Raw genomic sequence first — 26,566 nt, 5'->3', positions numbered from 1 at the left:
CTACAAATACCTTTTACGGATAATGTTAACGTGATGGGCTTGATGTCCTGAAATAATAAAGCCCATTGCCCTAACACTCATGCGGGAGCCGCTGGCAACCCCTACCCGTTTTAATACATCCTTATCAAAGGAATCGTATAAACAAAGTGTGGATTCCCGAATGGCGCTGTATTCCTTAACAAGGCTGGCCTTGGTCCTTGATGCAGCATTGGAGTGCGGAACATATTCATCTTGATCAAAACCTGGAAATGGTGTCTGGTCATTGCGAGCAAAGCACAATGCCCTGTATTGAAAAACACGCTCTGCATCCATGATATGAAGTAACACTTCGGCCAAGGTCCATTTACCTTCACCATACGCATAGACCAACTTGCTCTCTGGAATTTCTTCCAAAAGAGTAATGAGTTCATCCTTGCCCCTAGTTAATTCTTGAATCAGGTCTACATCACCCAAAGCCAATAAATAGGTATGGTAGAAAGGATTGTATTCAGAAGATGGTAACTCTGAACGCAACATACTATGTAAAAATTGGGTTACAACTCGTTGAAAATGGTATGCATCAACCTTTTCTTATCGTTGATGCTTTCTTCCAATGATATCATGGTTTCGGTCCTACTGATACCATCAATATCATCTATCTTAAAAATAATATTCTTGGCATGTGTGGTATCCCTTGCACGAATCTTGCAGAAAATATTGAATTTTCCAGTGGTGATATGTGCTACCGTTACATAGGGTATTTGATTAAGACGCTCCAGCACAAACTTGGTCTGGTGCGTTTTTTCCAAGAAAATGCCTACATAAGCAATGAATGAGTAACCAAGTTTAACATAATCCAAGGTTAGTGAGGAACCTTTTATGATTCCAGATTCTTCCATTTTCTTTACCCTAACGTGAACCGTACCAGCTGAAATCAACAGCTTTTTGGCTATGTCGGTGAATGGTGTACGCGTATTATCAATCAACATATCCAATATCTGGTGGTCGATTTCGTCTAGTTTTACTTTGTTCATTACGTTGAAATTTTCAGCAAAATTAGTTAAATAAGAAAATTAACGTAATAAAAATGGCTTTTTTTTAAATAAAACGCAAGAGCTTGACAAAAATAGTTGATCATTCCTCAGCTTGAAGGATTAAATCATACAGTTCTTTATTGGATTTTAGAGCATCAAAATCCTTGGAATCAGCACATTCAATGGTCCTGTGTCCAAAAAAACCGTCGAGTTTTTTAATATCGATGATTTCCGGTTTAAAACGAATGAGGTTATTTTCCAATAGTTCTTTGAATCGAATGCCAATAGTTAGCCCTTCCCCTATTTTTGGGTTTGCAAGGTGAGGGTCTTTAATCAAAATATCATAAAATAGCTTGCCATTGGCCGGGATATTAAAATAATCTCCTGTAGTAAAACGATCCACGGAATCTGCGGCAATGGTTTTCAACACCTCGATCAATGCCAAAAAAATAAATTCCCGTGTGCGTTCCCGCTCATAATCGTTGTGATAATGTCCGGCTTCGAACAATACCGTTGGAACGCCCAACATTTGAAAAGTATCGCCAACACAATTATCATTAAAACCATCATCGTACCGTCCTACCTGTCCCGGAATCTTTTCTTGAAGCATGGCATTCATGGCAGCGATGAGCTTCATGGCTTTTATTCGTGTTGGGGTTATATCTCGGGCAGCATTGGAAGAAGGCGACAAAAAAGAAACGGTTGCGGGCTTCTCTACCTGACCAGCACTGAACAAGGTCCGTTGTCCATGAAGGTTGAAGCAATAATCGGGTTTAAAATTCTCAAATAATTTTCTGAGTGCAACGCTTTCGGGCTGTGTACATTGTTTGGCATCTCGGTTTAAATCCACTTCATTGGCATTGACACGTGTATAGGCTTTTGCCCCATCTGGATTAAGAATGGGGATCACCATCAGTGTGCACTTATCCAAAATGGTTTTGGCCAAAACCTCATCGGAACGTAAAAAATTGGTCATGTCCCAAACCGCTTTAGTGGTGGTGGATTCGTTTCCGTGCATCTGAGACCACATAAGAATTCGGTGGGTGCCATTTCCTAAGGTAAAAGCCCGAATAGGTACCTTTTGAACAGATTCTCCAATTACTGAAGTTGACGCTAAGGGCAGTTTGGCAAAACATCCATGCAACATATCGTCTGTAATGTACCTATTGATAATAGAGGTTTCTTTGAATCCTTTATGGTCGACCATTATTGTTACTCTTCTTTTTGAGACTACAAATGTAATCTTTGATATGGTTACAATTGTATCCCCTCCAACATGAATTTTGGATACATGTATAAACAGCAGCATGTCGCTGTTTCGAAGATTCTGATACAAATGTGACTGATAGGTATTAATTAGCATATAACCATCTTATTAAGAGGTTTTTATACTGTAGTATGTTAACTATATATTTAATTTTAGATTAGACTGTACACTTTCTTTTTGCCTGATTTGAGATATTGCCTTAATTTTGAATAACCATAATTTACAAATGTGAACAAAGGTATTGTAACAAGGATTAAAACAATCATTGAGCATTATGACATCAGTGTTTCAGCTTTTGCTGAGAGTATTGGTGTGCAACGCTCCAGCATCTCCCATCTCTTAAATGGACGAAACAAGCCCAGCTTGGATTTTGTTTTAAAATTGACAGATGCGTATCCTGATGTAGATTTGTATTGGTTGCTTCAAGGAAGAGGTGAATTCCCCTCGGATGAATCCAAAGAAGTGGAAGGCTCCCCTGCTTCAATATTGGAAAATAAAATGGAAAAGACTGAAACTTCCAGGGAAGAACCTGCCAATTCCATATCAAGACCGATAAAAGAAAAAGATGAACCCGATAAAATTGTATTTTTTTATCCAGATGGAACTTTTACCACATTCAAATCAAAAAATGATTGATGCTTTTACCATCTTTCCGTTACTTTGCTGTTATGGTAAAACAATTTCTTTTCGTAATCTTGGCAGTTCTTGTTTTTTCGTGCAAAAAGCCCCCAGAGCGTAACTGTGCAGACTTTAAAACCGGTAAATTTTCTTTTACGGCCGTAGTAAATGGTGAAGAAAAAGAAACCACATTTCATAGAACATTGGAAACAGAGGTGGATTATTTTGAAGGAAAGCGCGATACTTCTTCAGTGCGTTGGATCAATGATTGTGAATATGTACTGAAGAACATGCATCCAAAAAATAAGTCTGAGGAAAAATCAATCCACATTAAAATATTGACTACCACAGATTCTTCGTACACATTTGAATACGGTGCTATTGGCGACAATCGGAAATTCAAAGGAACCGCTTACAAAATAGCTGACTGATTGGGGTTTTATTTGAGCCTCAAACAAGAGATTTTAACTGCTCAATCAATTGGGTCTTTGATAAATCAATTCGGGGTGGGACTCTTTATATTCCTTAAAGAGCTTTTGTTGTTGTTTTACAGTCATGGTGCTGCCATCGTGGCTCCATCCTGGAGGGCCAAAGATGTACATGAGCTTATGGGATAGTTTATCCACCTTTTTTACATCGTTCCAAATATCCTTGAATTCATGTGTTAGAATAACCATGGGGTTATATGAATTTGGAGAATGGATGACCCCATATTTTACATCGATGTCATCATCAAGCTCTTTCCATGTCCCGAACATTTTATCAAATATATTTAAGAATCCGCCGTGGTTTTTATCTAAATATTCCACATTTTGGGCATGGTGTACCTGATGCATAGTGTGGGTGTTGAAAATCTTTTCCAAGAATCCCAATTTTGGAACATATTGGGAGTGCAACTGAAATTGCCATAAGGCTTCAATCCCCAAGCATACCACTACCATTTCCGGAGGAAATCCAATGGCAACCATCCAAGCATAAAAGAAAGGTTTGTACAAAATGGTGAACCAACCGTTCCGAATCGCTGTCCCTAAATTAAAATTGTCCGAAGAGTGGTGTACAATGTGGGCGGCCCACAGTAAGCGGATTTCATGATTGGCTCTGTGAAACCAATAGTAGGTGAAATCATCCGCCAATTGGCAGAGCAACCAAACGTACCAAGCATATCCGAAGGATTCGTACCCCAGAAAATTTTGCCTAACACCATCAACCATGGGATTGCAGAGTTCATATACCGTCTCAAAAAAGAGAATGGCAAACGCAACTTTGAACAATGGACCCAAAATGGCGGATCCAATCCCCATAAAACCGCTAGCAGCTAAATCCTTCCATTCGTAGAGGTGATCATCTCCATGTGTTTTGCTGTAGGTAAGCTCGAATAGTATGAAGGCAATAAAAACTGGTACGCCATAGACCAGCGGGTTTGTAAAATCCATAAAGAGGTTTTAAGAAATGTGGTTTTGGTGTGTGTAACACAATTGCGACAAAATAGGCAGAAAAAGCATTAAAACAAAGAGGTTTGGTCAGAACCTTCATCTTTTGATTCAATATCAGTATTGGGAACATCTATACTTTCTTCATCGATAACTTCCATATCTTCCGCTGTTTGTTCTTCAGGCTCCTCAAAGGGCAAGGAATCCAATACATTTATATTTTTTACTTTTTCCGCAGTTAGCTGATTTCCAATGGCTTTTATGCCTTTTATGCTGATAAAGTCTTCAACATCAACTTCCATGTTGGGCTTTGCGTCTTTGCCTCGTGGTTTTATGAATTCAATTTCTAGGACCGGTCGCCAATCGGTAGATACCAATTCCATAAATGATTTTGGGTGCTCCGAAATCACCAATTCTTCCTTATTTGGGTTTTCCACCAAAAAGCGCTTGAGGTAATAACGCTCTTTTTCGCCTTCATAATGTACCACGGAAATCGGTTTCTTTGGATTCCATTTCTCCAACACGATCATATCTTCATTGAAACGGGTCAATAAATCCGGCGCAATGGTTTTTACAATTCCTTTCTGGTCAATTACCAACAAGAGGTCGTCACCTTTGAATTCTCCAAGCAACTCTCCCCTTCCATCCACATTGAGTCGGTTTACCACATCATCAAACCAAATTTTTCTAGGCTTTAATGTGGAGACACCCTTTTCTTTGAGTTCGATGCGCTTCACGGTATATTTGGTAACCAGATTTCCTTTTGAAGCTCTTCCTTTAATGAGGACATCTGCAAAATCCAAATCCCATTTTAATTTTTTGATGCTACCCGATTGACGTAGCAAAACGGTAACAACCTCAGCTTCACCATTGGGATTGGCGGAAAAATATAGTACTTCAGCCGAAGCTTTGTCACCAGCAAGCGGGTAGATTTTATCCCGGGTGATACTGGTTACATTAAATCGCTTTATGTAGCTTGGACCGCCCTTGCCGTCCTTATAAATCATATTATAAACGGTACGCTTGTCCTTTTTCTTGAAAACGGCAACGTGGATGATATTTTTTCCAATAAACACCTTGGAGTCCACTTTGGTCACCATCATTTCCCCTTTTTGGGTAAACACGATGATGTCATCTATGTCGCTGCAATCCGTAACGTATTCGTCCCTTTTTAGGGAAGTTCCAATAAAACCTTCCTCACGGTTGACATAGAGTTTGGTGTTTCGGATGACCACTTTGGTCGCCTCGATGTCATCAAAAATTCGGATTTCGGATTTTCGCTCCCTACCTGCGCCATATTTCTTTTTGAGTTCCTTAAAATAGTCAATGGCAAACTCCACCAAATGTGCCAAATGATGTTTGGTCTGGGCGATTCTTTCATCCAAACTTTCAATAAGTTGCTGTGCCTTTTCTAAATCAAACTTTGAAATTCGTTTGATACGGATTTCCGTTAGACGTACAATATCTTCTTCGGTAACGGCACGCTTTAGGTTTTGGGTGAAGGGTTTCAAACCTTTATCGATTGCCGCGATGACACCTTCCCAAGTTTCCTCTTCCTCAATATCGCGGTAGATTCTGTTCTCGATGAAAATCCGCTCCAATGAAGCAAAGTGCCATTGTTCTTCCAATTCTCCCAATTGAATCTCCAATTCAGCCTTTAGCAATTCCACTGTATTGTCCGTGGAGCGTTGCAACATTTCGGTCACGCCAATAAACAAGGGCTTATTGTCTTCAATGATACAACCCAATGGTGAAATGGACGATTCGCAGGCCGTAAAGGCATACAAGGCATCAATGGTTTTGTCTGGCGAAATGTTGGGGGGCAGATGCACCAAAATCTCAACTTCAGCCGCCGTGTTGTCCTCTATTTTTTTGATTTTAATCTTGCCCTTATCATTGGCTTTAAGAATGGAATCAATTAAAGAAGAGGTGTTGGTTCCGTAAGGTATCTCATTGATTACTAAGGTGTTCTTGTCCAGTGTTGAAATCTTTGCTCTAACTCGCACCTTTCCACCACGTAGACCATCATTATAGTTAGTCACATCAATGATGCCAGCCGTAGGAAAATCGGGATACAGTTTAAAACGTTGCCCTTTTAGGTGTTTGATGGAAGCATCTATTAACTCAATAAAATTGTGTGGCAAAATTTTAGTGGACAATCCAACGGCAATACCTTCCGCACCTTGGGCCAACAACAATGGAAATTTTACCGGTAAGTTTACAGGCTCCTTTTTTCTTCCATCATAGGACAACTGCCAGTCCGTGATTTTTGGGCTATAGACTACTTCCAAACCAAATTTTGAAAGTCGTGCCTCTATGTAACGGGGTGCTGCAGCGCCATCACCGGTTAGAATATTCCCCCAGTTTCCTTGGGTATCTATAAGAAGATCTTTTTGCCCAATCTGTACCATGGCATCGGCAATACTGGCATCACCATGTGGATGGTACTGCATGGTATGCCCGACTACGTTGGCCACTTTGTTGTAGCGACCATCATCCAATTCCTTGAGCGAGTGCATGATTCTTCGCTGTACGGGCTTGAATCCGTCTTCAATAGCGGGAACGGCCCGCTCCAAAATCACGTAGGAAGCGTAGTCTAAAAACCAATCCTTGTACATCCCCGTAACCTTGACCAGGCTATCTTGGGAATTGTCTTGGTTTTCCAAACCTTCATCATTCAGTTCTTCGTTCTCTTCCATCTAGAAGGGCGTGCATTTAATAGGTTTATAGTTGGTTTTCCTCAACCAAATCAAGTTCAACTTTAAGGTTATTTATGATAAATTCTTGTCGGTCTGGAGTATTTTTCCCCATATAGAACTGCAACAGACTATCTATGCTCATGGCCTTGTCCAACATTACAGGTTCCAATCGAATATCATCTCCGATAAAATGTTGGAACTCATCTGGAGAAATCTCACCCAATCCCTTAAAACGGGTTATCTCTGGCTTTCCTGTCAACTTTTCAATGGCATTGCGTTTCTCCTCCTCGCTATAACAATAAATGGTCTCTTTTTTATTGCGCACTCTAAAGAGTGGAGTTTGAAGAATATACAAATGATTTTCCTTGATCAATTCTGGGAAAAATTGAAGGAAAAAGGTAATCAACAACAATCGGATGTGCATTCCATCCACATCTGCATCGGTAGCGATTACAATATTATTATACCGTAAATCCTCCATGGATTCCTCAATGTTCAAAGCTGCCTGAAGCAAGTTGAACTCCTCATTTTCGTACACAATCTTTTTGGACATACCGTATGAATTCAACGGTTTGCCCCGAAGACTAAAAACAGCCTGTGTATTTACATCTCGTGACTTTGTAATGGAGCCGGATGCGGAATCTCCCTCCGTAATGAACAGCGTGGTTTCCAACCTTCGGTCATTTTTCATGTCCTGCAGGTGCACTCGGCAATCTCGTAATTTTTTATTGTGAAGGCTTGCTTTCTTGGCCCGTTCCCTTGCCAACTTTCGAATGCCAGAAAGTTCCTTTCGTTCTTTTTCGGCCTGAACAATTTTGCGTTGAAGCGCTTCGGCGGTTTTTGGATTTTTGTGCAGGTAATTGTCCAGTTGGGTACCCACGAAATCATTGATGTAGGTACGCACTGTGGGCAGGTTTCCCCCCATATCCGTTGAGCCCAACTTGGTCTTGGTCTGGCTCTCAAAAACAGGCTCCATTACTTTAATTGAGATGGCGGAAATGATTGACTTTCTTACATCTGAAGCGTCATAATTCTTTCCGTAGAAATCGCGAATGGTCTTTACCACAGCTTCCCGAAAAGCAGATTGATGCGTTCCGCCCTGCGTGGTGTGTTGCCCATTTACAAAGGAATGGTACTCTTCACTGTATTGGGTTCTGCTGTGGGTCATGGCGACCTCAATGTCATCTCCTTTTAGGTGAATGATGGAATACAAAAAATCTTCCTCATTATTGTTGTCCTCCAACAAATCCTTCAACCCATTCTCTGAATGGAATTTTTCACCATTAAATACAATGGTCAACCCCGGATTTAGGTAAACGTAGTTTTTGAGCATGCGTTCCACATACTCATTTCGGTATTTGTATTTTTTGAAAATGGACTCGTCGGGAATGAAACTCACCTTGGTTCCCCTTCGTCTCGATGTTTCCTCCAGCAATTCTTCGTTAGTGAGGTTGCCGGTTTCAAATTCTGCGGATTTGGATTGCCCATCCCGTGTGGACTCCACCCGGAAATAAGTGGACAGTGCATTTACGGCCTTAGTCCCTACTCCATTTAATCCCACCGATTTTTTAAAGGCTCGTGTATCGTACTTACCGCCGGTGTTCATTTTGGAGACCACGTCCACCACTTTTCCCAGTGGGATGCCTCGACCAAAATCACGCACATGAACGGTATTATCCTTAATATTGATTTCGATGGTCTTCCCGGCGCCCATGACAAATTCATCGATACAGTTGTCAATGACTTCTTTGAGGAGGATGTAAATACCATCATCTGCGGAGGAACCATCGCCCAATTTTCCAATGTACATCCCTGGGCGCATACGAATATGCTCCTTCCAATCCAGGGAACGAATGTTATCCTCGGTATACTGGGTTTGTGACATGAGTTAAGGGTTAATCCTTGCAATATAAAATTTCGGAGCAAAAATAAAAGTATTGGCGGCAGAAAGTAATCAACAAAGAAAAGGGTGTGATTGTTAATAGCAATCACCGCAAGGCCTTTCTTTTTCGATTGAGCGAGAGATAGGTTACCCCGAAAATCACAATCAACATTCCAAATAATTGCCAATAGGTGAGTTTTTCAGCAAGAAAAACATACGCCAATAAAATGGTGGATACAGGTCCCAAACTCCCCAAAATGGAAAAGTTGGAAGCGCCCAGTCGTTCAATGGAAGCGGAAACCAGAAATGAGGGAATCAACGTGGCAAAAATAGCCATGGCGAATCCATACCCATACACCGGTAACGGATATTGGAACAAATCCCAATCGCCAGAAAACACATAATGAATCAGAATGCAAATGGTGGAAACAATCATGGCGTAGCAGGTAAATCGAAGCACGCCAAACTTTGGAATCAACCAACCGCTGCCCACCAAATACGAAGCATACGTAATGGCGCTCAGCAAAACCAAAAAGCCTCCGACCAAAGCTTCATTTCCTACAATTTCCAATTCGTTCCAAAAGGTGACAACCACACCAATATAGGTAATGACGATGGCCGTGGTTTGGACTTTGGTGATTCTCTCCCTGAAAAACAACCAACTCAAAAACACAACAATCGTGGGATAGACGAATAAAATGATACGTTCCAACCCAGCTTTAATGTAATTGAGCCCCAAAAAGTCAAAATAGCTGGCCAAATAGTAGCCCACAAACCCAAAAGCGAGCAACCATAAATAATCCTTGGTTTCTATGTTAACTGAGGGTCGCTTCTTTCGGATAAGAAAAAGAATAAGAATATAGAATGGCAGGGAGAGGAACATCCGAAACATAAGCAGGTCCAGAGTCTCCACCTGATATTGGTAGGCCAATTTTACCATGACCGCCTTTGAGGAGAACAGCACTACCCCAAGGATACCGTATAAAATTCCCAAGCCTTTTGTTGACATAAGGCAAAGCTACTTCAAGGGATATTTAAAGAATTTTTTGAAAAGTGGGAATTACAATGCCCAGAGGCTAGACATTAAACCTAAAATGCATGACATCACCGTCTTTAACGATGTACTCCTTGCCTTCTACCCGCATACGGCCGGCTTCCTTTACCTTGGCCTCGCTACCATATTTAATGTAGTCATCATAAGCGATGACCTCGGCGCGGATAAATCCTTTTTCAAAATCGGTGTGGATAACGCCAGCTGCCTGCGGTGCAGTGGCCCCAACGGGAATGGTCCACGCGCGGACTTCCTTAACTCCGGCGGTGAAATAGGTTTCCAAATCCAATAATTTGTACGCACCGCGAATCAATTTGGCAGAACCGGGCTCTGAAAGTCCTAAATCTTCCAAAAACAACTGACGTTCTTCGTAAGTTTCCAGTTCGGTAATATCGGCTTCGGTACCTACCGCCAAAAAGATGACCTCGGCATTCTCGTTGGCCACAGCTTCTTTTACTTTTTCAACATAGGCATTTCCGCTGGCAGCCGCTTCTTCATCCACATTACAGACGTACATCACGGGTTTGTCAGTAATCAATTGCATGGGTTTTACATACTCGGCTCTGTCATCATCACTAAATGGTATGGCACGTACTGAAGTTCCAGCTTCCAACCCTTCTTTTAAGGCATTCAGCACACCCTCTTCTTTTTGAGCCTCTTTATTTCCAGTTTTAGCGGCACGTTTTACCTTGTCCAATTTTTTCTCAACGCTTTCCAAATCCTTTAATTGGAGTTCCATGTCGATGGTCTCCTTATCACGGATGGGATCTACGGAACCATCAACGTGTACAATATTGTCATTGTCAAAACAACGTAGCACATGAAGAATGGCATCGGTTTCCCGGATATTTCCCAAAAACTGGTTGCCAAGCCCCTCTCCTTTGCTGGCACCCTTTACCAAACCGGCAATATCAACAATCTCAACCGTGGCGGGAACCACACGTTCTGGATTCACCAACTCCTCTAACTTTTCCAAACGGGAATCAGGGACATTTACCACCCCAATATTGGGTTCAATGGTACAAAAAGGGAAATTGGCACTCTGTGCCTTTGCGTTGGACAAACAATTGAACAAAGTCGATTTTCCTACATTGGGCAATCCTACAATACCGGCTTTCATTGGCTTTTTCTTTAGGTCTCAGCTATCAGATTTCAGACATCTGAAGTCTGAGGTCTGAATTCCGGCTGCAAATATAAGTTGAAGTTTTGTTTTGGAAATCTAAAATCCTTGAATCAAAAGGTAGAGCCCAATAATAAACACAGCGGCAATACCTAGAATCGCGATCAGGGAAAGAATACAGCCCAGCTGTTTCCAAAAACCATTGTATGCTTTTTCTTTTTTCATAAAAAAACCCCGACAACACGTTCGGGGCTAAAATATTGAATTTTTTATTGCTTATCCGTCTGGGTGCATGAACTTCTGCTTGCCCAAAAGTACTTCTTCACTTTCTACACGGTCTTCATCAGGAACGCAACAATCCACGGGACAAACCGCGGCACATTGAGGCTCTTCATGGAAGCCCATACATTCTGTACACTTATCGGGAGCGATATAGTAGATTTCATCGCTAATGGGTTCCTGAACATCATCTGCATTCACAGCTTTTCCGCTGGGCAATACAACATCACCCGTCAAGGAAGTACCATCACTATACCTCCATTCATCCGCTCCTTCATAAATTGCGGTGTTTGGGCATTCTGGCTCACAAGCACCACAGTTTATACATTCATCAGTTATGATAATCGCCATAATTTTCTTTTTCTATTGTGCCGAATTATATCAGCATGCTTACTTTTGGCAAAAATAAACCCTACCAAATTAGTATACAAATATAATGACCGTTCATCTCCCAATATTGGAAGCTTTTGTTAAACTTGGAAATTATCTAACGGATTTTTGTGAAAATTCTTATGAAGACCCATCCGATACCCATTCAAAATTTGAGATGGTCATTACCCAAGCCCAACACCAGAATGGATGGTTTACGCGAGAAAACATTCTTTTTGCACTAAAACAATGGGGTGATTTATTGACTGAAGAGCACCTTACTGCTTGGCTGTCCGAATACACACTTAAAAATGAAGAAACCCCTAAGACCATCGGTATTGTAATGGCAGGAAATATTCCCATGGTGGGATTCCATGATTTTCTGTGCGTTTTATGTTCCGGAAACAAGGTTTTGGCCAAGCTTTCTTCCAATGACAAGGTTTTACTGCCCTTCCTTGCCAAATATCTCATAAGGCATGAGCCGTTATTGGCAGAGCGGATTGAATTCACTGAAGGAAAACTGGAAGGTTTTGATGCAGTCATTGCAACGGGAAGTAACAACACCAGTCGTTATTTTGAATATTATTTTGGGAAAAAGCCCAATATCATTCGCAAGAACAGGAATTCCGTGGCGGTGCTTACTGGTGATGAGACCCAGGAAGAACTACAGGCTCTGGGCGAAGATATTTTTAGGTATTATGGGTTGGGTTGCCGCAACGTCTCCAAAATTTATGTACCATCTGACTACGATTTTGAACCGTTCTTTACTGCAATTTTTAAGTTCAGTGATATCATCAACCAACATAAATATGCCAATAACTATGATTACAATAAGGCAGTGTACTTGATGAGCGATTTTCAAATTCGGGATAACGGGTTTTTAATTTTGAAAGAAGATGAAGGTTTTGCTTCTCCTATTGCGGCGCTCTTTTACTCTTATTATGAATCGGAAGAAGCATTACGTAAATATCTTGCGGAAAATGAGTTGCAAATCCAATGTGTGGTTTCAAAACGAAAAAACACGGATGATGTTCCCTTTGGGGAAACACAGAAGCCCAATCTCAACGACTACGCCGATGGGGTGGACACCCTGGAGTTTTTACTCGAACTTTAGGATAGAACCTTTGGTTTGAATCGTTTTTAGATCCAAGTTTTTTTAAGACCTTTATCCGCTCAAACCTAGCAAATGAAAAAGCACAATTTTAGCCCCGGCCCCTGTATTTTGCCCCAAGAGGTAATGCAAAAGGCCTCTGAAGCCGTTCTGGAATTGGACGGTATTGGTTTATCACTCATTGAAATATCTCACCGAAGCAAGGAATTTGTAGCCATTATGGAGAAGGCGCGCTCCCTTGCGCTTGAACTTTTGGGATTGGAGGGAAAAGGATATCAGGCCATATTTCTTCAAGGTGGAGCCAGTATGCAGTTTTTAATGGCCGCATACAATCTTTTGGAGAAAAAAGCGGGGTATGTAAACACCGGAACGTGGAGCCAAAAAGCGATTAAGGAAGCCCGATTGTTCGGTGAGATTGTAGAAGTGGCCTCATCGCAAGAGCAAAACTTCAACCATATTCCAAAAGGGTACAAGGTACCTTCTGATTTAGATTATCTACACCTTACCTCCAACAACACCATTTTTGGAACGCAGATTAGAAAATTTCCAGAAACGGATGTACCGTTGGTGTGCGATATGAGCTCTGATATTTTCTCAAGACAGCTCGATTTTTCCAAATTTGATTTGATTTATGCCGGAGCCCAAAAAAATATGGGTCCTGCTGGAACCACATTGGTTGTGGTCAAGGAAGATATCTTAGGCAAGGTTTCCCGAAAAATTCCATCCATGTTGGATTATTCCGTCCATGTGAGCAAAGACAGCATGTTCAACACACCTCCGGTCTTTGCCGTGTATGTTTCCATGCTCACCATGCAATGGTTAAAAGATTTGGGAGGAATTTCCGCTATTGAGGAAATCAACGAACGTAAAGCCAATCTTATTTACTCCGAAATTGAATTGAATCCAGTTTTTTCCGGTTATGCTGCCAAAGAAGACCGTTCCATAATGAACGCTACATTCAACATCACTGATGATGCACTCAAAGATACGTTTGATCAAATGTGCAAAGAGGCTGGTATCAGCGGGATCAATGGTCACAGGTCTGTTGGCGGATACCGTGCTTCCATGTACAATGCACTACCAGTTGAAAGTGTTGGGGTTTTGGTGGATATTATGAGTGAACTGGAAAAGAAAGGATAGGTTTGTTATCAGTTATCAGTTATCAGTTATCAGTTATCAGATGTCAGAAGGCTGATTTCTGATTTCAGTTGACATCCTATGTTATTTTTAGACCGAAAACTTATGAAAGTTGTATTAGCAAACGACGGATTGGCCCAATTGGGGATTGATGCTTTGGAAAAAGCTGACTATGAAGTAATCACTACTCGGGTTGCCCAAGAGCAGCTGGTCAATTTCATCAATAAAAACAACGTTGATGCATTGTTGGTAAGAAGTGCTACCGAGGTTAAAAAAGAGTTGATCAATGCTTGTCCAAAGCTTAAATTGATTGGTCGTGGGGGCGTGGGTTTGGATAATATAGATGTAGATCATGCAAAATCCAAAGGAATCCATGTCATCCATACACCTGATGCTTCCGCGGAATCTGTAACTGAATTGGTTTTTGCCCATTTGCTAACGGGCGTTCGGTTTTTACACAGTGCTAATCGAGATATGCCCCTTGAAGGTGATAGCCAATTCAAGCAATTGAAGAAAAGCTATGCCAACGGGAGAGAATTGAAGGGGAAAACTTTGGGAATCATTGGTTTTGGCACCATAGGACAAGCCACGGCTAAAATGGCCCTGTCACTAGGGATGAAAGTTTTGTTGAATGACCATCATGTTGAAAAGGAAACACTGACCGTTTCATTTTTTGATGGACAATCAGTGGAATTCAAATTGGTGAACAGTGATTTAAAAACAGTGCTCCAAGATTCCGACTTTATTAGTTTGCATGTCCCAGCACAAAACGGATATGTAATCGGCAAAAAGGAGTTGGCCCAGATGAAACAAGGTGCAGGAATCATCAATACCTCCCGTGGGGGTGTTTTGGATGAAGTAGCCCTAGTGGACGCATTGGATAACAATAAAATTGCGTTTGCGGGCTTGGATGTGTATGAATCAGAACCAACGCCAGAGATCAAAATATTAATGCATCCCAAAATATCGCTTACGCCCCACATTGGAGCATCCACTCTAGAAGCCCAAGAACGCATAGGTCTGGAATTGGCCGACCAGGTTATTAAACTGCTAAAATAAATCGGTTGTAAGTGGAATAGGGCCACTTTTTTGTACATTGCCCTTCTAACCTTAACACTATTCGCATATGTCTGGATTAATGGATTTACTCAATAGCCCTGTGGGCAGACAACTAGTAAGCGGTGTTTCCAATCAAACGGGTGCACCTGAAAACAAAACAGCAGAAGTTCTGAGCATGGCCATGCCCCTTTTAATGGGAGCCATGAAAAAGAATGCTTCTACTCCAGGAGGGGCTGAAGGACTTATGAATGCACTTTCCTCTAAACATGATGGTAGCATTTTAAACGACCTCGGTGGTCTTTTTGGAGGTGGGGTTGATAAAGCTGTGATGGATGATGGAGCAGGAATTTTGGGTCATGTTTTTGGCTCCAAGCAGCCGCAAGTGGAAAACGCATTAAGCAGTAAGTCTGGAATTGATGCCGGGAGTATTTCCCAAATACTTAAAATAGCCGCCCCCATTCTTTTGGGATATTTAGGGCAACAGACCCGTCAACAAAAAGTGTCAAATCCAGATGCGTTGAGTGGACTTCTTGGCGGACTAATGGGTGGAACCAAAACCGCAAACAAACAACAATCACTCATTGAGACATTTTTGGATTCTGATGGTGACGGCAGCGTTATCGATGATCTTGCAGGAATGGTTTTAAATGGTGGAGGTCGGAAAAAAAGTGGTCTCGGTGGTGTTCTGGGCGGGCTTTTTGGAAAATAACCACTCATTGAACCTTAACGTTATTTAACAAAGCCATTTGAAAATTCAAATGGCTTTTTTTGTATCTTAAATTTATGAAAAAGAGAATTTTACCCTTACTGATAGTCTTTTCGCTTTTGCTCTCATGCACAGCACAAAAGGAGGTTTTAGACATTTCAAAAGAGGAACAAGCTGCTTTTAATTCCGATGATGGACAGCAAGTGGAAATCAAAGATGAAGAAACCGAGTATGAGATTATCATCATTGACCCTGGCTTTTTTACCTGGTTGAACAGCATCGCCAGGCCAGAAGGGTATTATTCCCAAAGTTTTTTGGAAAATAGGAATGCCATTATGGTGACCAACTGGAATATAAGAGCAACACAACCTCTTATCTATAATCCTGATCTGTACCAAATGCCCATCAACTACGATCAAAACATCGACTATGGTTACGAAGTAAATTACAAACTCTACAATTACTTCATTTATTTCCAAAGAAAATACAATCAACGATTGGGTCCCTTTATCCCTAGAATATAATAATGTAATTTTGCATCGGAATACTTTAGCCAATGCAGAAAATAAAAAAGCGCTGGGAAATCTCTAAAAACTGGCAACTCATACATCCCTTTTTGGGCTCTGTCATGGTTATTGCCACTTCATATATGTTTGCCCGAAGACTGTTACACCTATTTCAATTCAACAATACTGTTTGGGAATGGGTTTTGGTTCCCGTAATCGGTATAGCCCTTTATTTTTTCCTTATCCGGTTTTTTATGTGGTGTTTTAAAAAGTTGGAAAACAAATGGAAGGTCACCCATAAATGGGAAATGATTGCCATTTTCATCGTCTTTGCCATCACGGGAAGTCTTTCAGGAAAATTGGCCGCTCCCCTCACTGAATGGATTGGGCTGGGAAGAAATACTGTCAATGGCTTTGTGTATTGGACTGCTAGAATACTCTTAATATTTCCTATTTACCAAGTTATTTTGATTGTTGTCGGATGGTTGTTTGGGCAATACAAGTTCTTTTGGGCATTTGAGCAAAAGATGTTGAAACGCATGGGACTAGGCTTCCTCTTTCGGTAGTTTATGGTTTTCTTAACACTACGCTTTTCTGTAAATTGATTAGATTTGTGCTTCAACTTGTAGAATGAAGAGATTTGTTGGACTTCTTGTGATTCTAACCCTGATGTTGGTCAAGGTGTCCGCTTTTCATATCTATTCCCACCAAGATTGTGATTCCGATACCATTGAAAACTGTAATGATTGCTATTTGGCACTGGTCAGTCAAGCTTCAGATTTTGACGCCCCAGAGGACATACAAGTAGTTGTAAATCTGTATTTTACAGATAATGCACAACAATTAAGTATTGTTGAACAATTCAATGGCCAGTCTTGTAATTTATTCTATTTCTCAAGGCCTCCCCCACGCCATAAGGCCTAAGTACACCGCCCCGCAGTTTCCATAGGGAAAAATAGACCTTTAACTTTTATTTTTTGATAATGAAAGCACTGCTTTTTATAAGCTTCGTGATGATGTCGCATCTTTTTATGGTTGCCCAAGATTGCAATGCAACTTTAAAAGGCCAAGTGGTTGACTATCACAGCAAAATTGAACTAAACAACGCTAGTATTTTAATCGTCGAAAGCTCAAGAATGGCCACTACCGATTCATCTGGAATGTTTTCAATTGGAAATCTTTGCCCAGGAAAATATCTCATTGAGGTTTCGCACCCAGAGTGTACCACTGTACTAATGGATGTTGAGATACGTGGAACCACAAACCTTGATATTAAGCTGGAACATCACCTTGAGGAATTAGATGAGGTTAACGTTGTTGGTGATGCCATCAAAAACAAAACAAAAACCGCACAAGAAGAGCAGTTAAAGTTAAAGACCCTAGAGCTGTATAGCGCAGGAAATTTAGGCGACGCCCTAAAAGAGTTGGGTGGAGTATCATCACTGAATACGGGCGCCAATATAGTAAAGCCAACCATTCATGGACTCACCGGAAGTCGAGTTCTTATCCTAAATGACGGTGTTCGGATGCAGGACATGGAATGGGGTGCGGAGCATGCGCCAAATATCGACATCAATTCAGCAGGCTCCATTTCACTGATCAAGGGAGCATCAGCGTTACAATATGGCGGGGACGCCATTGGAGGGGTTATTATTATGGAACAAGCAAGGGTTCCCGCTAAGGACACCCTGTTTGGAAAAACGCAAGTGACCGGAATGTCAAATGGCAGGGGTGGAAATTTCAATTCTGAGTTGACCCGCGCTTTTGGTGGAGGATGGTTTGTTAAGGCTCAAGGTTCCTACAAACGCTTGGGAGACCATGAAGCACCAGATTATATATTGTCCAACACTGGAATACAGGAAATGGGTGCGTCCCTAAAATTCGGGAAAAATGAGTTTACCTGGGGATGGGATGCCAGATATTCGTATTTCGATACTGAAATTGCCGTTTTAAGAGCTTCACACATTGGCAATGTGGATGATTTGATACGCAGTATCAATAGCGGGGAGCCTTCAATTATTAGACCTTTCACATACGATTTACAAAACCCACGACAAAAAGTGAAGCACCATTTGGGTAAGCTTCGATACTACAAACGTTTTGAAGGACTTGGAAAATGGAATTTCCAATATGATTTCCAAAAAAATAGAAGGTTTGAATTTGATATTCGGCGTGGAGAAAGTGATGATCGCGCTTCCATTGATTTGGACTTGACCACTCATACCCTATCCACCGATTTCACATGGGATGCCAAACAAGAGTACAACATTCAAGCGGGTCTATTGGGAAGATATCAAGATAATTTTGCAAACCCTGAAACTGGGGTAAGACGGCTGATTCCAGATTACAATAAATATGATTTAGGCGCCTTTATTACGGGTGAATACAAAGCAACCGACAGATTACTGGTGGAGGCGGGCTTCCGTTATGATTTTACCAGGGTTGATGCAAAAAAGTTCTATAGAACCAGCAGATGGGAAGAACGAGGATATGATACAGAATTCCAAGATTTGATTATTGAAGATCGTGGCACTGATTTGTTGGTGAATCCAGTTTTTGACTATCATAATTTTTCGGCAACCACAGGATTGAGCTATTTTTTGGTGGACGGGTCAAATCTCAAGTTTAACTACGCACTGGCCCAGAGAGCCCCAAATCCATCTGAATTGTTCAGTGACGGACTACACCACTCAGCAGCACGGATAGAGCTTGGAGATTTGCGAATAGATAGTGAAACCTCACATAAATTTACCACTACGTACCACAAAGAATTTAAACATTGGGGCCTAACCATTGAACCGTATGTCAATTGGATTTCAGATTTTATCCTTTTGGAGCCCGCTGATGTAGAATTTACAATAAGAGGGGCTTTTCCAGTGTGGGAATATAGGCAAACTGATGCCAGACTTTTGGGATTGGACGTTAATGCCCATACCGATTGGACAAACAATCTAAGAACGGACCACAGGTTTTCACTGGTTAAGGGAAAAGATGTTGAAAACGAATCCGCCTTGATCAACATACCTGCGGCCAACTTTAGAAACAGAATCACCTACACCAAGACAGACTGGAACAACTTTGAGGTCTTTTTGACCAGTACGTATGTTTTTGAACAAAATGAAACCCCTGAAAACATTTTTGTTTTTTCACCGGAACAACAAGAAGAGGTGCTTCTGGAAATCAATACTGCCCCAGGAGCATACCATCTTTTGAGCTTGGGCTCACAAATGGAGTTTTCATTGGGAGGCAAAACCCGATTGACCACTGCCTTGAACATAACAAACCTTTTGGACACCAATTACAGGGACTATTTGAACAGACAGCGGTTTTTTGCTGATGATCTGGGGAGAAATTTCAGCCTACAACTAAAATTGAATTATTAACCTTTTATATACTAAATCTTAAAATTGATTACATCATGAAAACTATCAAAATTTTATCACTACTATTTGCAACAGGTCTTTTTATGGCTTCATGCTCCAATGACGATGAAACTCCTGAGGAAGTTAATGAGGAAGAAACCATAACCACAATGACAATAACTTTAATTCCTCAGGGTGGTGGCACAACCGTTACTTTCGTATCCAGGGATTTGGACGGGGACGGTCCCAATGCACCCGTAATTACACCAGATGATATTGTTCTTGCCACAAATACAACTTATAGCGGTACTGTAAGCTTGCTGAATGAGACTGAAACTCCTTCGGAAAATGTAAATGAGGAAATTGAAGCGGAGGCCGATGAACACCAATTCATTTTTACTACTGGTGGTGGTTTAAATGCTAGTACTGCTTATGCTGACGAAGAATCTGACTACGTATCTGGTGAAACAGGGGAAAATTTTACAACTAACAACCCTGTTGGAATCCTCTTTACATTGACCACTACGGATGCAAGCACTGGAACATTCACGGTAACCCTTAGACATGAGCCAACAAAACCCAATGATGGAACTTTGGCAGGAGCAGGCGGTGAAACAGACATTACACAAACATTTGACGTGACCATAGAGTAATTTTTAATAATGGTTCATTAGCGTGCGTAGAAAAAAGACACATAATGCCCTTGATCTAAGGCATACTGTACTAAGGGTATTGCTGGCAGCCATTTGGTTGTCGCAATTCCCTTTTTATGCGCACCACATCATTACCAATCATTCGGATAACCATACCGAAACCACGAATAATACCACAAAAGAGCAGGTCCATACGGGCACAACCAGTTGCGACCTTTGCACCCACTTTATATCCAAAACTGGACACATTGAATTCAGTATTGGATACCCTTTTTATTTTATCCCTTTTTTATTTATTGCTGTTAGATTCGAGGACTTATACCCGTCTTCAATAGCGCTAGGGCATTTTCTCAGAGGCCCTCCTACCCCACACTTGTAATTCCTTTTTTACATTTTTTGACCTATAGGTCAAAACCGGTTACCATTTGATAATCACTCAAACCTGTTTTGAGGTGTTTTTGTATATCTAACTCAAAGTATAATCTCATGATTAATACCAATAATCTAACCAAGCAATATGGTGAGCATGTTGCATTGGACCAATTGAACCTAAACATTCAACAAGGAGAAATCTATTGTTTGCTCGGTGCTAACGGAGCAGGAAAAACAACTACCATAAACTTACTACTGGGCTTTGTTCAACCCACTTCGGGTAGTGCGTTCATCAACCAATTAAATGTACAGGAGAATCCGAAAGCCACCAAACAGTTTTTGGCCTATATCCCGGAAAATTTAATGCTATATCCCAACCTCACTGCGCTGGAAAACCTGGATTATTTCTCGGGCATTGCCGGGAAAAAATTATCGCAATCCGCTTTAAAGGAGTTTTTGGAAGAATCTGGGTTACAATCGGAAGCCATCAACAGACGCATCTCAACCTTTTCAAAAGGTATGCGTCAAAAAGTGGGTATTGCTATTGCTTTGGCCAAAGATGCCAAGGTTTTGTTATTGGATGAGCCTACTTCAGGTCTAGATCCCAAGGCCAGTAATGAATTCGGACTGTTACTGCAAAATCTGCGAAAAAAGAGTGTTGCTACGCTAATGGCAACCCATGATCTTTTTAGGGCCAAAGAAATCGGAACCCATATCGGTATTATGAAAGATGGGCGACTGAAGCAGGAGTTCGTAGTGGAAGATATTTCCCTTAATCAGCTTGAGGATGTTTATCTGGATACAATGAACTACAAAGAAGTAACAGTATGATCTCCAAGACTTTTTTAAAAGAGACCAAAGAGTTGTTTCGGGAAGGCCGTGTTCGAATTTCATTGTTCATTGTGCTTTTGCTCTTGGGAATGGCGGTTTGGATAAGCGCGCTCCAATACAAAAATGTGAATGAACAATATGCCGCGGCCAAGACTACGGAACGTGCCATTTGGGACAATCAGGGCGAAAAAAATCCACATTCCGCAGCACATTATGGAACGTATGCCTTTAAGCCTAAATATCCATTGTCTTTGGTGGACCAAGGCGTGGATAAATATGCAGGAACCTCCATTTTTTTAGAAGCCCATAACCGAAACGAGGCTCAGTTCAGTGCGGCGGCAGACCAAACAGGTTTGGCACGTTTTGGAGATTTGACCCCTGACTTTATTCTGCTGTTCATTATCCCCTTGCTCATTATTCTGTTGGGATATAACAGCTTTACCAAGGAACGGGAAATGGGAACACTGACACTCCTTAAAAGTCAGGGTATTACTCGTTGGAAATGGTTGTTGGGAAAATGGACAGCTCTCTTTACACCCATTTTTGTAATTACTACCGTGCTCTTTTTTGTAGCAGGTTTGGTTTTAGGCAATCTCAACGATTTTGGTGTATTCAATTGGAGTGCATTGTTGACGATGATGTTGGTTTACCTAGGGTACTACATCATTTTCATCAATATTGTGTTGTTGATATCATCATTGGCCAAGAAATCTGGTATTTCCTTAGTGATTTCATTAAGTGTTTGGATAATTACCTGTTTGGCGGCACCAAAAGCAGCCAGTAACATCGCGGAAAGCAAACACCCCTATCCAACACGTCAAGAATTTGCAGCCAATGTATTGCAGGACAAAGAAGATGGATTGGATGGGCACAACCCCTGGAGCAAAGAAGCCAAAATTTTAGAAGCACAGGTTTTAAAAGAATATGGGGTTGACAGCCTTCATCAATTGCCCTTCAATTTTGATGCATATCGAATGCAAAAAGGAGAGGAACACGAAGCTGAGGTTTATTTAAAACACTATAACCATCTCAAAAACCAATATTCAAATCAGTCTAAAGTATACCGAAGTTTAGCATTTATTTCTCCATTTCTGCCCACACGATTTTTAAGCATGGCCATCGCTAATACGGACTACACAACCCAATGGGATTTTGCGGATGCTGCTGAAACCTATCGAGTGGCGACACAGAAATTTTTGAATGACAATTTTGCTGAAAATTCTTCCTATGGCGATTGGAGTTATCAGGCTGATGCCAGTGTTTGGAAAGATTTGCCCGTATTTGAATATGATCCACCCAATCTGGATACTATTCTTGGCAACAATGCTTCAAACTTAAGCCTTTTGGGTATTTGGCTGCTAGCATCCTTTGCATTTTTATCATTCACCACTAAAACTGTCTAACCATGTTATCCTATAATTTTAAATATGAACTTAAAATGTTGCTCCGTAGTCGGTGGATTCAATTGTTGAGCATCATTTTGGTGTTGTTGTTCGGCTTTGCCACCTATAACGGCTCCCAAAAAGTAGAGAAACGTAAAAAGGACATTGCTGCTGCTCAAAAGGAGGTAAAGGATGATGATGTGAAAATGCTAAAACTGTTGGATTCGGTTGAACGAGGCTTGGAAGTGAGCGCTTCCAGTTGGACCATCCCTACCAGTCCCATGGCCGTAGGCAATTATCATCCAAGAGTTGCGGCAATGGAACCCCAGCCCCTGGCCTTTTTAGCAACCGGACAGGCAGACCTGTTTACGCATTACGTAAAACCAAAAGTGAGTGGTGATGATTTTGCCCTCAATTTTACGGAAATGACCAGCCCGGTACAGTTACTCTTTGGTAGTTTTGATTTGGCTTTCGTCTTTGTATATCTCCTGCCCCTGCTGATCATTGCTTTTTCGTACAATATTCTTTCTTCTGAAAAAGAGAGCGGCTCACTTAGATTGTTGGCAGCACAGCCCATTGGACTTCGGCTTTGGTTGCTGCAAAAAATGGGATTACGTTTTTTTTGGTTAGCTGTTATTGTGGTATTGGCACTGACTATCGCCTTTTTGGCCATAGGAATGAATCCCTTTGGACAATTCCAATCGTTTGTGGGACTGTTGGGGCTGATACTGGCCTATATGCTTTTCTGGTTTGCTATTGCCTTTTTAGTGAATTTGATGGTGGGCAGCTCAGCTAAAAATGCGGTGGCATTGCTTGGACTTTGGGTGGTCTTTGTTTTGTTGGTGCCCTCTGTACTCAACCAATTGGGCAATACGCTTTACCCCATGCCCTCCAGGACTCTTATGATCAATGAAATGCGTATCCTAAAAGCAGAAGCCACCAAAAAACAGGATGAAATTCTGGATAATTTCCTTCGAGACCATCCTGAATATGCCATCAATGATTCTACACAAAGACGCGGTTTTTACCACCGATACATGGCATCGCAAAAACTGTTGAAAGAAGAATTGGGGCCCGTAGTCAACACCTATGAGGAGCAAATACAACGACAACAGGATTGGATAGGTGCACTCAAATGGATTTCTCCCGCTATCATTATTCAAGAATCCCTCAATAAAATGGCAGGGACATCTACTCAAGATTATGAAAGCTATAGAAAACAGGTAGTTGCTTTTGCGGGTGAATGGAGAGAACATTTTATGCCCTTTTTATACAACAATGTTGAATTTTCCCAAGAAGATTATCCCAACCTTCCAAATTTCAATTATGTGCATCAGTCTCAAGACCAACTACTATCCATTTCATTTGCTTTATTGATTTCGTTGGGATTGTTTGGTTTAGGTATTATGATTTCCCAAAATTGGAAGGAAGTTGGAATCTTAAACCAAGGATAAAATGAAAAAAATACTTGTATTCATTTTACTCTTGGGATATTTTTTTGCCAATGGGCAAATAAATCAGACTGACAACTTTCCGCCACCAGAAAATCCCGTGAGCATTTCAGCGACCAGAGTTATTGGAAATCTGATTATTGATGGACGATTGGAAGAAAACGATTGGAATCGAGCAGAATCTGTCACGAATTTCTTTCGTGTGGAACCCGTTCAAGGCGGTCCTATAAAGAATCCTACCACGGTACGTGTGCTGTATGATGACAAAAATCTTTATTTCGGGATTTTCGCAGCAGATTCTATGGGCAAAAAAGGGGTTCGAATGCAAGATTTAAGACGTGACTTTGACAATGGGGACAATGATGTCTTTGGTATTCAAATTGATGCACAAAACACGAAACAGTATGCGGTTTCCTTTCAAACAACACCTTATGGTAACCAATTGGATTTACAGAGTTTCAACGACAATAACAGGGATGAGGACTGGAATGCCTTGTGGCGGGTACGCACGCAAAGAATGGATGATGGTTATTATGCTGAATTTGCCATCCCCTTTAAATCCATTCGGTATGACAAACCCAAGGAAGGTGTTCCGGTATCCTGGGGAATCACCTTCTATCGTTTGGCCCGAAAGGATTTTGAAAAAACGGTTTTTCCAGCCATTCCACAATCTTTTTCAGAAAATAGAATGGTTTATGCTGCCAAGCTTACTGGTCTTGAGGTGCCTCCTCCATCAGCCAATATTCGGGTTGAGCCGTATGCCCTTTACCAATACGATGAGAATAAAACCGGGAATACAGTAACAGATAAATTGAGTGACCCAAAAATTGGGGGCGATGTCAAATGGGCCATTAATCCCAATGCCGTGTTGGATTTAACCATTAATACCGACTTTGCCCAAGCTGATGTAGACCGAGCCGTGAACAACTTGGAGCGATTCAACATCTTTTTTCCCGAGCGCCGACAATTCTTTTTGGAAAACTCAGGCATTTGGGCGGGTGCAAGCAACTTTAGGGTGCGTCCATTTTTTAGCCGTACCATTGGGCTTTCCAATGCGTTTAATGCTACACCCGCACCTTTGGATATTGGGGCGCGTTATACTGACCGGGATGAGAATAGAACAATTGCTGCCTTAGCTGTGAGACAACGAGAGACGGATGATAGTCCAGGGAGTACTTTTGGGGTTGCTCGGTATACTAAAAATTATGGCAAGGAAAACAATATTGGCGCCATGATAACGTACCGGAGAGATGATTCCATGGGTGTCTTGGGATTGGAAAGTCAAGACAATACCACAATCTCCATAGATGGATTGATTCGTCCAAAACCAGATGTCACATTGACCTACCTGTTTTCCACATCCTTGGATAGTGAGACAGGGAATACAGGCTTTTCGGGAAGGATATCGGCTACTTCACGTACCAATGCCTACTATATGGGTTATATTTCCGATATAGTCAGTTCGGACTATACGCCTGGGATGGGGTTTGTTTTTCAAAAGGATGTTGTAACCCACAGTCCTGGAGGGTATGCCATTGTAAGGCCAAAGTGGCTGCCCTTTGTTCGACGTTGGGACCCAGGGGTCTTCTTTAATTATTTTCATGATTTTGAGGATTTTGGGAACTTCCAACAGGCCAATCTTTACATTTTTCCCATCTATACCTGGTTTAAGGACAATAGTTTTGTTGAGGCCTCATTTACCCCCACTTGGCAGAACATTAATTTTGATTTTGCCCCCTTGGGTTTGCAAATTGAAGAAGGGAATTACAACTATACCCGATATACACTTAAATACAATTCCGACCAATCTAAAAAACTTTCTGCCTCTTTTGGGTACGATTTTGGGAATTTCTATAACGGCACCAGAAATACGGCAACTGCTGGTCTGCGTTATGCACCACTTCCCCATATTTCGTTTACTGCAGATTATGAGCATAACAATATTAATGGTTTGGGGATTCTTCAAGAGGATTTGGATACTGAACTGTATACGGGAAGTCTACGTTTGGCCTTAAACCCAAGAGTACAGCTATCTACCTTTTATCAGTATAACAGTTTTGATGAACAAGGCCGATGGAATGTACGCTTTAGTTGGGAGTACATGCCATTATCTTTCATCTATTTGGTGTTCAATGACACCCATACCAATATTTTTGACCCTGTACAGCAGAGTACCCAATTTATCAGTAAAATTACCTTGTTGAAACAGTTCTAAAAAAAAGCCGCAATAAGTGCGGCTTTTAGATTTGTTTTGGAATGCACCATGGA

At 41.3% G+C, this 26,566-nt stretch carries 24 protein-coding genes; 15 read left to right on the top strand and 9 right to left on the bottom strand.

The window, feature by feature from the left end; genetic code table 11:
* The 3 genes from AB1A65_RS11140 to AB1A65_RS11130 all read right to left on the bottom strand — a co-directional run bounded on the left by AB1A65_RS11140 (position 1) and on the right by AB1A65_RS11130 (position 2,220).
* The gene (locus tag AB1A65_RS11140) at positions 1 to 516 is read right to left on the bottom strand and encodes a DinB family protein (protein WP_366588999.1); all 516 of its coding nucleotides are present in this window, start codon (positions 514 to 516) and stop codon (positions 1 to 3) included.
* A gap of 17 nt (positions 517 to 533) precedes the next feature.
* Positions 534 to 1,013: a winged helix-turn-helix transcriptional regulator gene (locus tag AB1A65_RS11135; RefSeq protein ID WP_036384670.1), complete on the bottom strand. Its 480-nt coding sequence runs from the start codon at positions 1,011 to 1,013 to the stop codon at positions 534 to 536.
* Positions 1,014 to 1,113: 100 nt separating this feature from the next.
* Positions 1,114 to 2,220 carry a M14 metallopeptidase family protein gene (locus AB1A65_RS11130; RefSeq protein WP_366588997.1) on the bottom strand — a complete coding sequence of 369 codons (1,107 nt, stop codon included), beginning with the start codon at positions 2,218 to 2,220 and terminating at the stop codon, positions 1,114 to 1,116.
* A gap of 288 nt (positions 2,221 to 2,508) precedes the next feature.
* Here AB1A65_RS11130 and AB1A65_RS11125 point away from each other — a divergent pair, with 288 nt between their 5' ends.
* Together AB1A65_RS11125 and AB1A65_RS11120 are read left to right on the top strand one after the other, a co-directional pair.
* The gene (locus AB1A65_RS11125; RefSeq protein ID WP_366588995.1) at positions 2,509 to 2,916 is read left to right on the top strand and encodes a helix-turn-helix transcriptional regulator; all 408 of its coding nucleotides are present in this window, start codon (positions 2,509 to 2,511) and stop codon (positions 2,914 to 2,916) included.
* Positions 2,916 to 3,329 carry a DNA topoisomerase IV gene (locus AB1A65_RS11120; RefSeq protein WP_366588993.1) on the top strand — a complete coding sequence of 138 codons (414 nt, stop codon included), beginning with the start codon at positions 2,916 to 2,918 and terminating at the stop codon, positions 3,327 to 3,329. Before AB1A65_RS11125 ends, AB1A65_RS11120 begins: the two co-directional genes overlap by 1 nt.
* 45 nt (positions 3,330 to 3,374) lie before the next feature.
* On the opposite strand, the gene AB1A65_RS11115 is transcribed toward AB1A65_RS11120, so the two are convergent.
* The 6 genes from AB1A65_RS11115 to AB1A65_RS11090 all read right to left on the bottom strand — a co-directional run bounded on the left by AB1A65_RS11115 (position 3,375) and on the right by AB1A65_RS11090 (position 11,710).
* Positions 3,375 to 4,331 carry a sterol desaturase family protein gene (locus tag AB1A65_RS11115; RefSeq protein ID WP_366588990.1) on the bottom strand — a complete coding sequence of 319 codons (957 nt, stop codon included), beginning with the start codon at positions 4,329 to 4,331 and terminating at the stop codon, positions 3,375 to 3,377.
* Between the two features lie 68 nt (positions 4,332 to 4,399).
* A complete protein-coding gene (locus AB1A65_RS11110; RefSeq protein WP_366588988.1) occupies positions 4,400 to 7,027 on the bottom strand; it encodes a DNA gyrase/topoisomerase IV subunit A in 2,628 nt (875 codons plus the stop codon).
* A 25-nt stretch (positions 7,028 to 7,052) separates the two neighbouring features.
* Positions 7,053 to 8,912 carry a DNA topoisomerase IV subunit B gene (locus AB1A65_RS11105; protein ID WP_366588985.1) on the bottom strand — a complete coding sequence of 620 codons (1,860 nt, stop codon included), beginning with the start codon at positions 8,910 to 8,912 and terminating at the stop codon, positions 7,053 to 7,055.
* Positions 8,913 to 9,015: 103 nt separating this feature from the next.
* Positions 9,016 to 9,918, bottom strand: a complete 903-nt coding sequence (locus AB1A65_RS11100) for a DMT family transporter (protein WP_366588983.1) — start codon at positions 9,916 to 9,918, stop codon at positions 9,016 to 9,018.
* A 67-nt stretch (positions 9,919 to 9,985) separates the two neighbouring features.
* On the bottom strand, positions 9,986 to 11,080 hold the full coding sequence (gene ychF / locus AB1A65_RS11095; RefSeq protein WP_366588980.1) for a redox-regulated ATPase YchF: 1,095 nt from the start codon (positions 11,078 to 11,080) through the stop codon (positions 9,986 to 9,988).
* Positions 11,081 to 11,356: 276 nt separating this feature from the next.
* Positions 11,357 to 11,710 carry a 4Fe-4S dicluster domain-containing protein gene (locus AB1A65_RS11090; protein WP_366588978.1) on the bottom strand — a complete coding sequence of 118 codons (354 nt, stop codon included), beginning with the start codon at positions 11,708 to 11,710 and terminating at the stop codon, positions 11,357 to 11,359.
* An 85-nt stretch (positions 11,711 to 11,795) separates the two neighbouring features.
* Here AB1A65_RS11090 and AB1A65_RS11085 point away from each other — a divergent pair, with 85 nt between their 5' ends.
* From AB1A65_RS11085 to AB1A65_RS11025, 13 genes are all read left to right on the top strand, one after another.
* Positions 11,796 to 12,842, top strand: coding sequence for an acyl-CoA reductase (locus AB1A65_RS11085; protein ID WP_366588975.1), 1,047 nt, complete (start codon positions 11,796 to 11,798; stop codon positions 12,840 to 12,842).
* 72 nt (positions 12,843 to 12,914) lie between these two features.
* Positions 12,915 to 13,979 (top strand): 3-phosphoserine/phosphohydroxythreonine transaminase, encoded by a 1,065-nt coding sequence (gene serC / locus AB1A65_RS11080; RefSeq protein ID WP_366588972.1) that lies wholly within the window; start codon positions 12,915 to 12,917, stop codon positions 13,977 to 13,979.
* A gap of 102 nt (positions 13,980 to 14,081) precedes the next feature.
* Entirely contained in the window at positions 14,082 to 15,035 is a 954-nt protein-coding gene (locus AB1A65_RS11075; RefSeq protein WP_366588970.1) for a D-2-hydroxyacid dehydrogenase, read from the top strand.
* Between the two features lie 67 nt (positions 15,036 to 15,102).
* Positions 15,103 to 15,744: a DUF937 domain-containing protein gene (locus AB1A65_RS11070; RefSeq protein WP_366588967.1), complete on the top strand. Its 642-nt coding sequence runs from the start codon at positions 15,103 to 15,105 to the stop codon at positions 15,742 to 15,744.
* Positions 15,745 to 15,818: 74 nt separating this feature from the next.
* Positions 15,819 to 16,265 carry a DUF6146 family protein gene (locus AB1A65_RS11065; protein WP_366588965.1) on the top strand — a complete coding sequence of 149 codons (447 nt, stop codon included), beginning with the start codon at positions 15,819 to 15,821 and terminating at the stop codon, positions 16,263 to 16,265.
* A gap of 32 nt (positions 16,266 to 16,297) precedes the next feature.
* Positions 16,298 to 16,813: a DUF6787 family protein gene (locus AB1A65_RS11060; RefSeq protein ID WP_366588963.1), complete on the top strand. Its 516-nt coding sequence runs from the start codon at positions 16,298 to 16,300 to the stop codon at positions 16,811 to 16,813.
* Positions 16,814 to 16,877: 64 nt separating this feature from the next.
* Positions 16,878 to 17,171, top strand: coding sequence for a hypothetical protein (locus AB1A65_RS11055; RefSeq protein WP_366588961.1), 294 nt, complete (start codon positions 16,878 to 16,880; stop codon positions 17,169 to 17,171).
* A 59-nt stretch (positions 17,172 to 17,230) separates the two neighbouring features.
* Positions 17,231 to 19,630, top strand: a complete 2,400-nt coding sequence (locus tag AB1A65_RS11050) for a TonB-dependent receptor (protein WP_366588958.1) — start codon at positions 17,231 to 17,233, stop codon at positions 19,628 to 19,630.
* Positions 19,631 to 19,665: 35 nt separating this feature from the next.
* Positions 19,666 to 20,262 carry a type 1 periplasmic binding fold superfamily protein gene (locus AB1A65_RS11045; protein WP_366588956.1) on the top strand — a complete coding sequence of 199 codons (597 nt, stop codon included), beginning with the start codon at positions 19,666 to 19,668 and terminating at the stop codon, positions 20,260 to 20,262.
* Positions 20,263 to 20,748: 486 nt separating this feature from the next.
* The gene (locus AB1A65_RS11040) at positions 20,749 to 21,465 is read left to right on the top strand and encodes an ABC transporter ATP-binding protein (protein WP_366588954.1); all 717 of its coding nucleotides are present in this window, start codon (positions 20,749 to 20,751) and stop codon (positions 21,463 to 21,465) included.
* Entirely contained in the window at positions 21,462 to 22,868 is a 1,407-nt protein-coding gene (locus AB1A65_RS11035; RefSeq protein WP_366588951.1) for an ABC transporter permease subunit, read from the top strand. The genes AB1A65_RS11040 and AB1A65_RS11035 overlap by 4 nt, the downstream gene beginning before the upstream one ends.
* Positions 22,869 to 22,870: 2 nt before the next feature.
* On the top strand, positions 22,871 to 24,301 hold the full coding sequence (locus tag AB1A65_RS11030) for a DUF3526 domain-containing protein (RefSeq protein WP_366588947.1): 1,431 nt from the start codon (positions 22,871 to 22,873) through the stop codon (positions 24,299 to 24,301).
* Position 24,302: 1 nt separating this feature from the next.
* The gene (locus AB1A65_RS11025) at positions 24,303 to 26,513 is read left to right on the top strand and encodes a DUF5916 domain-containing protein (RefSeq protein ID WP_366588944.1); all 2,211 of its coding nucleotides are present in this window, start codon (positions 24,303 to 24,305) and stop codon (positions 26,511 to 26,513) included.
* Positions 26,514 to 26,566 lie beyond the last annotated feature (53 nt).

This window comes from Allomuricauda sp. ANG21 (genome assembly GCF_040705235.1).
Lineage (GTDB): Bacteria > Bacteroidota > Bacteroidia > Flavobacteriales > Flavobacteriaceae > Flagellimonas > Flagellimonas marina.
The sequence above is the reverse complement of the archived record's forward strand: the minus strand, read 5'-3'. Positions and strand labels throughout refer to the sequence as shown.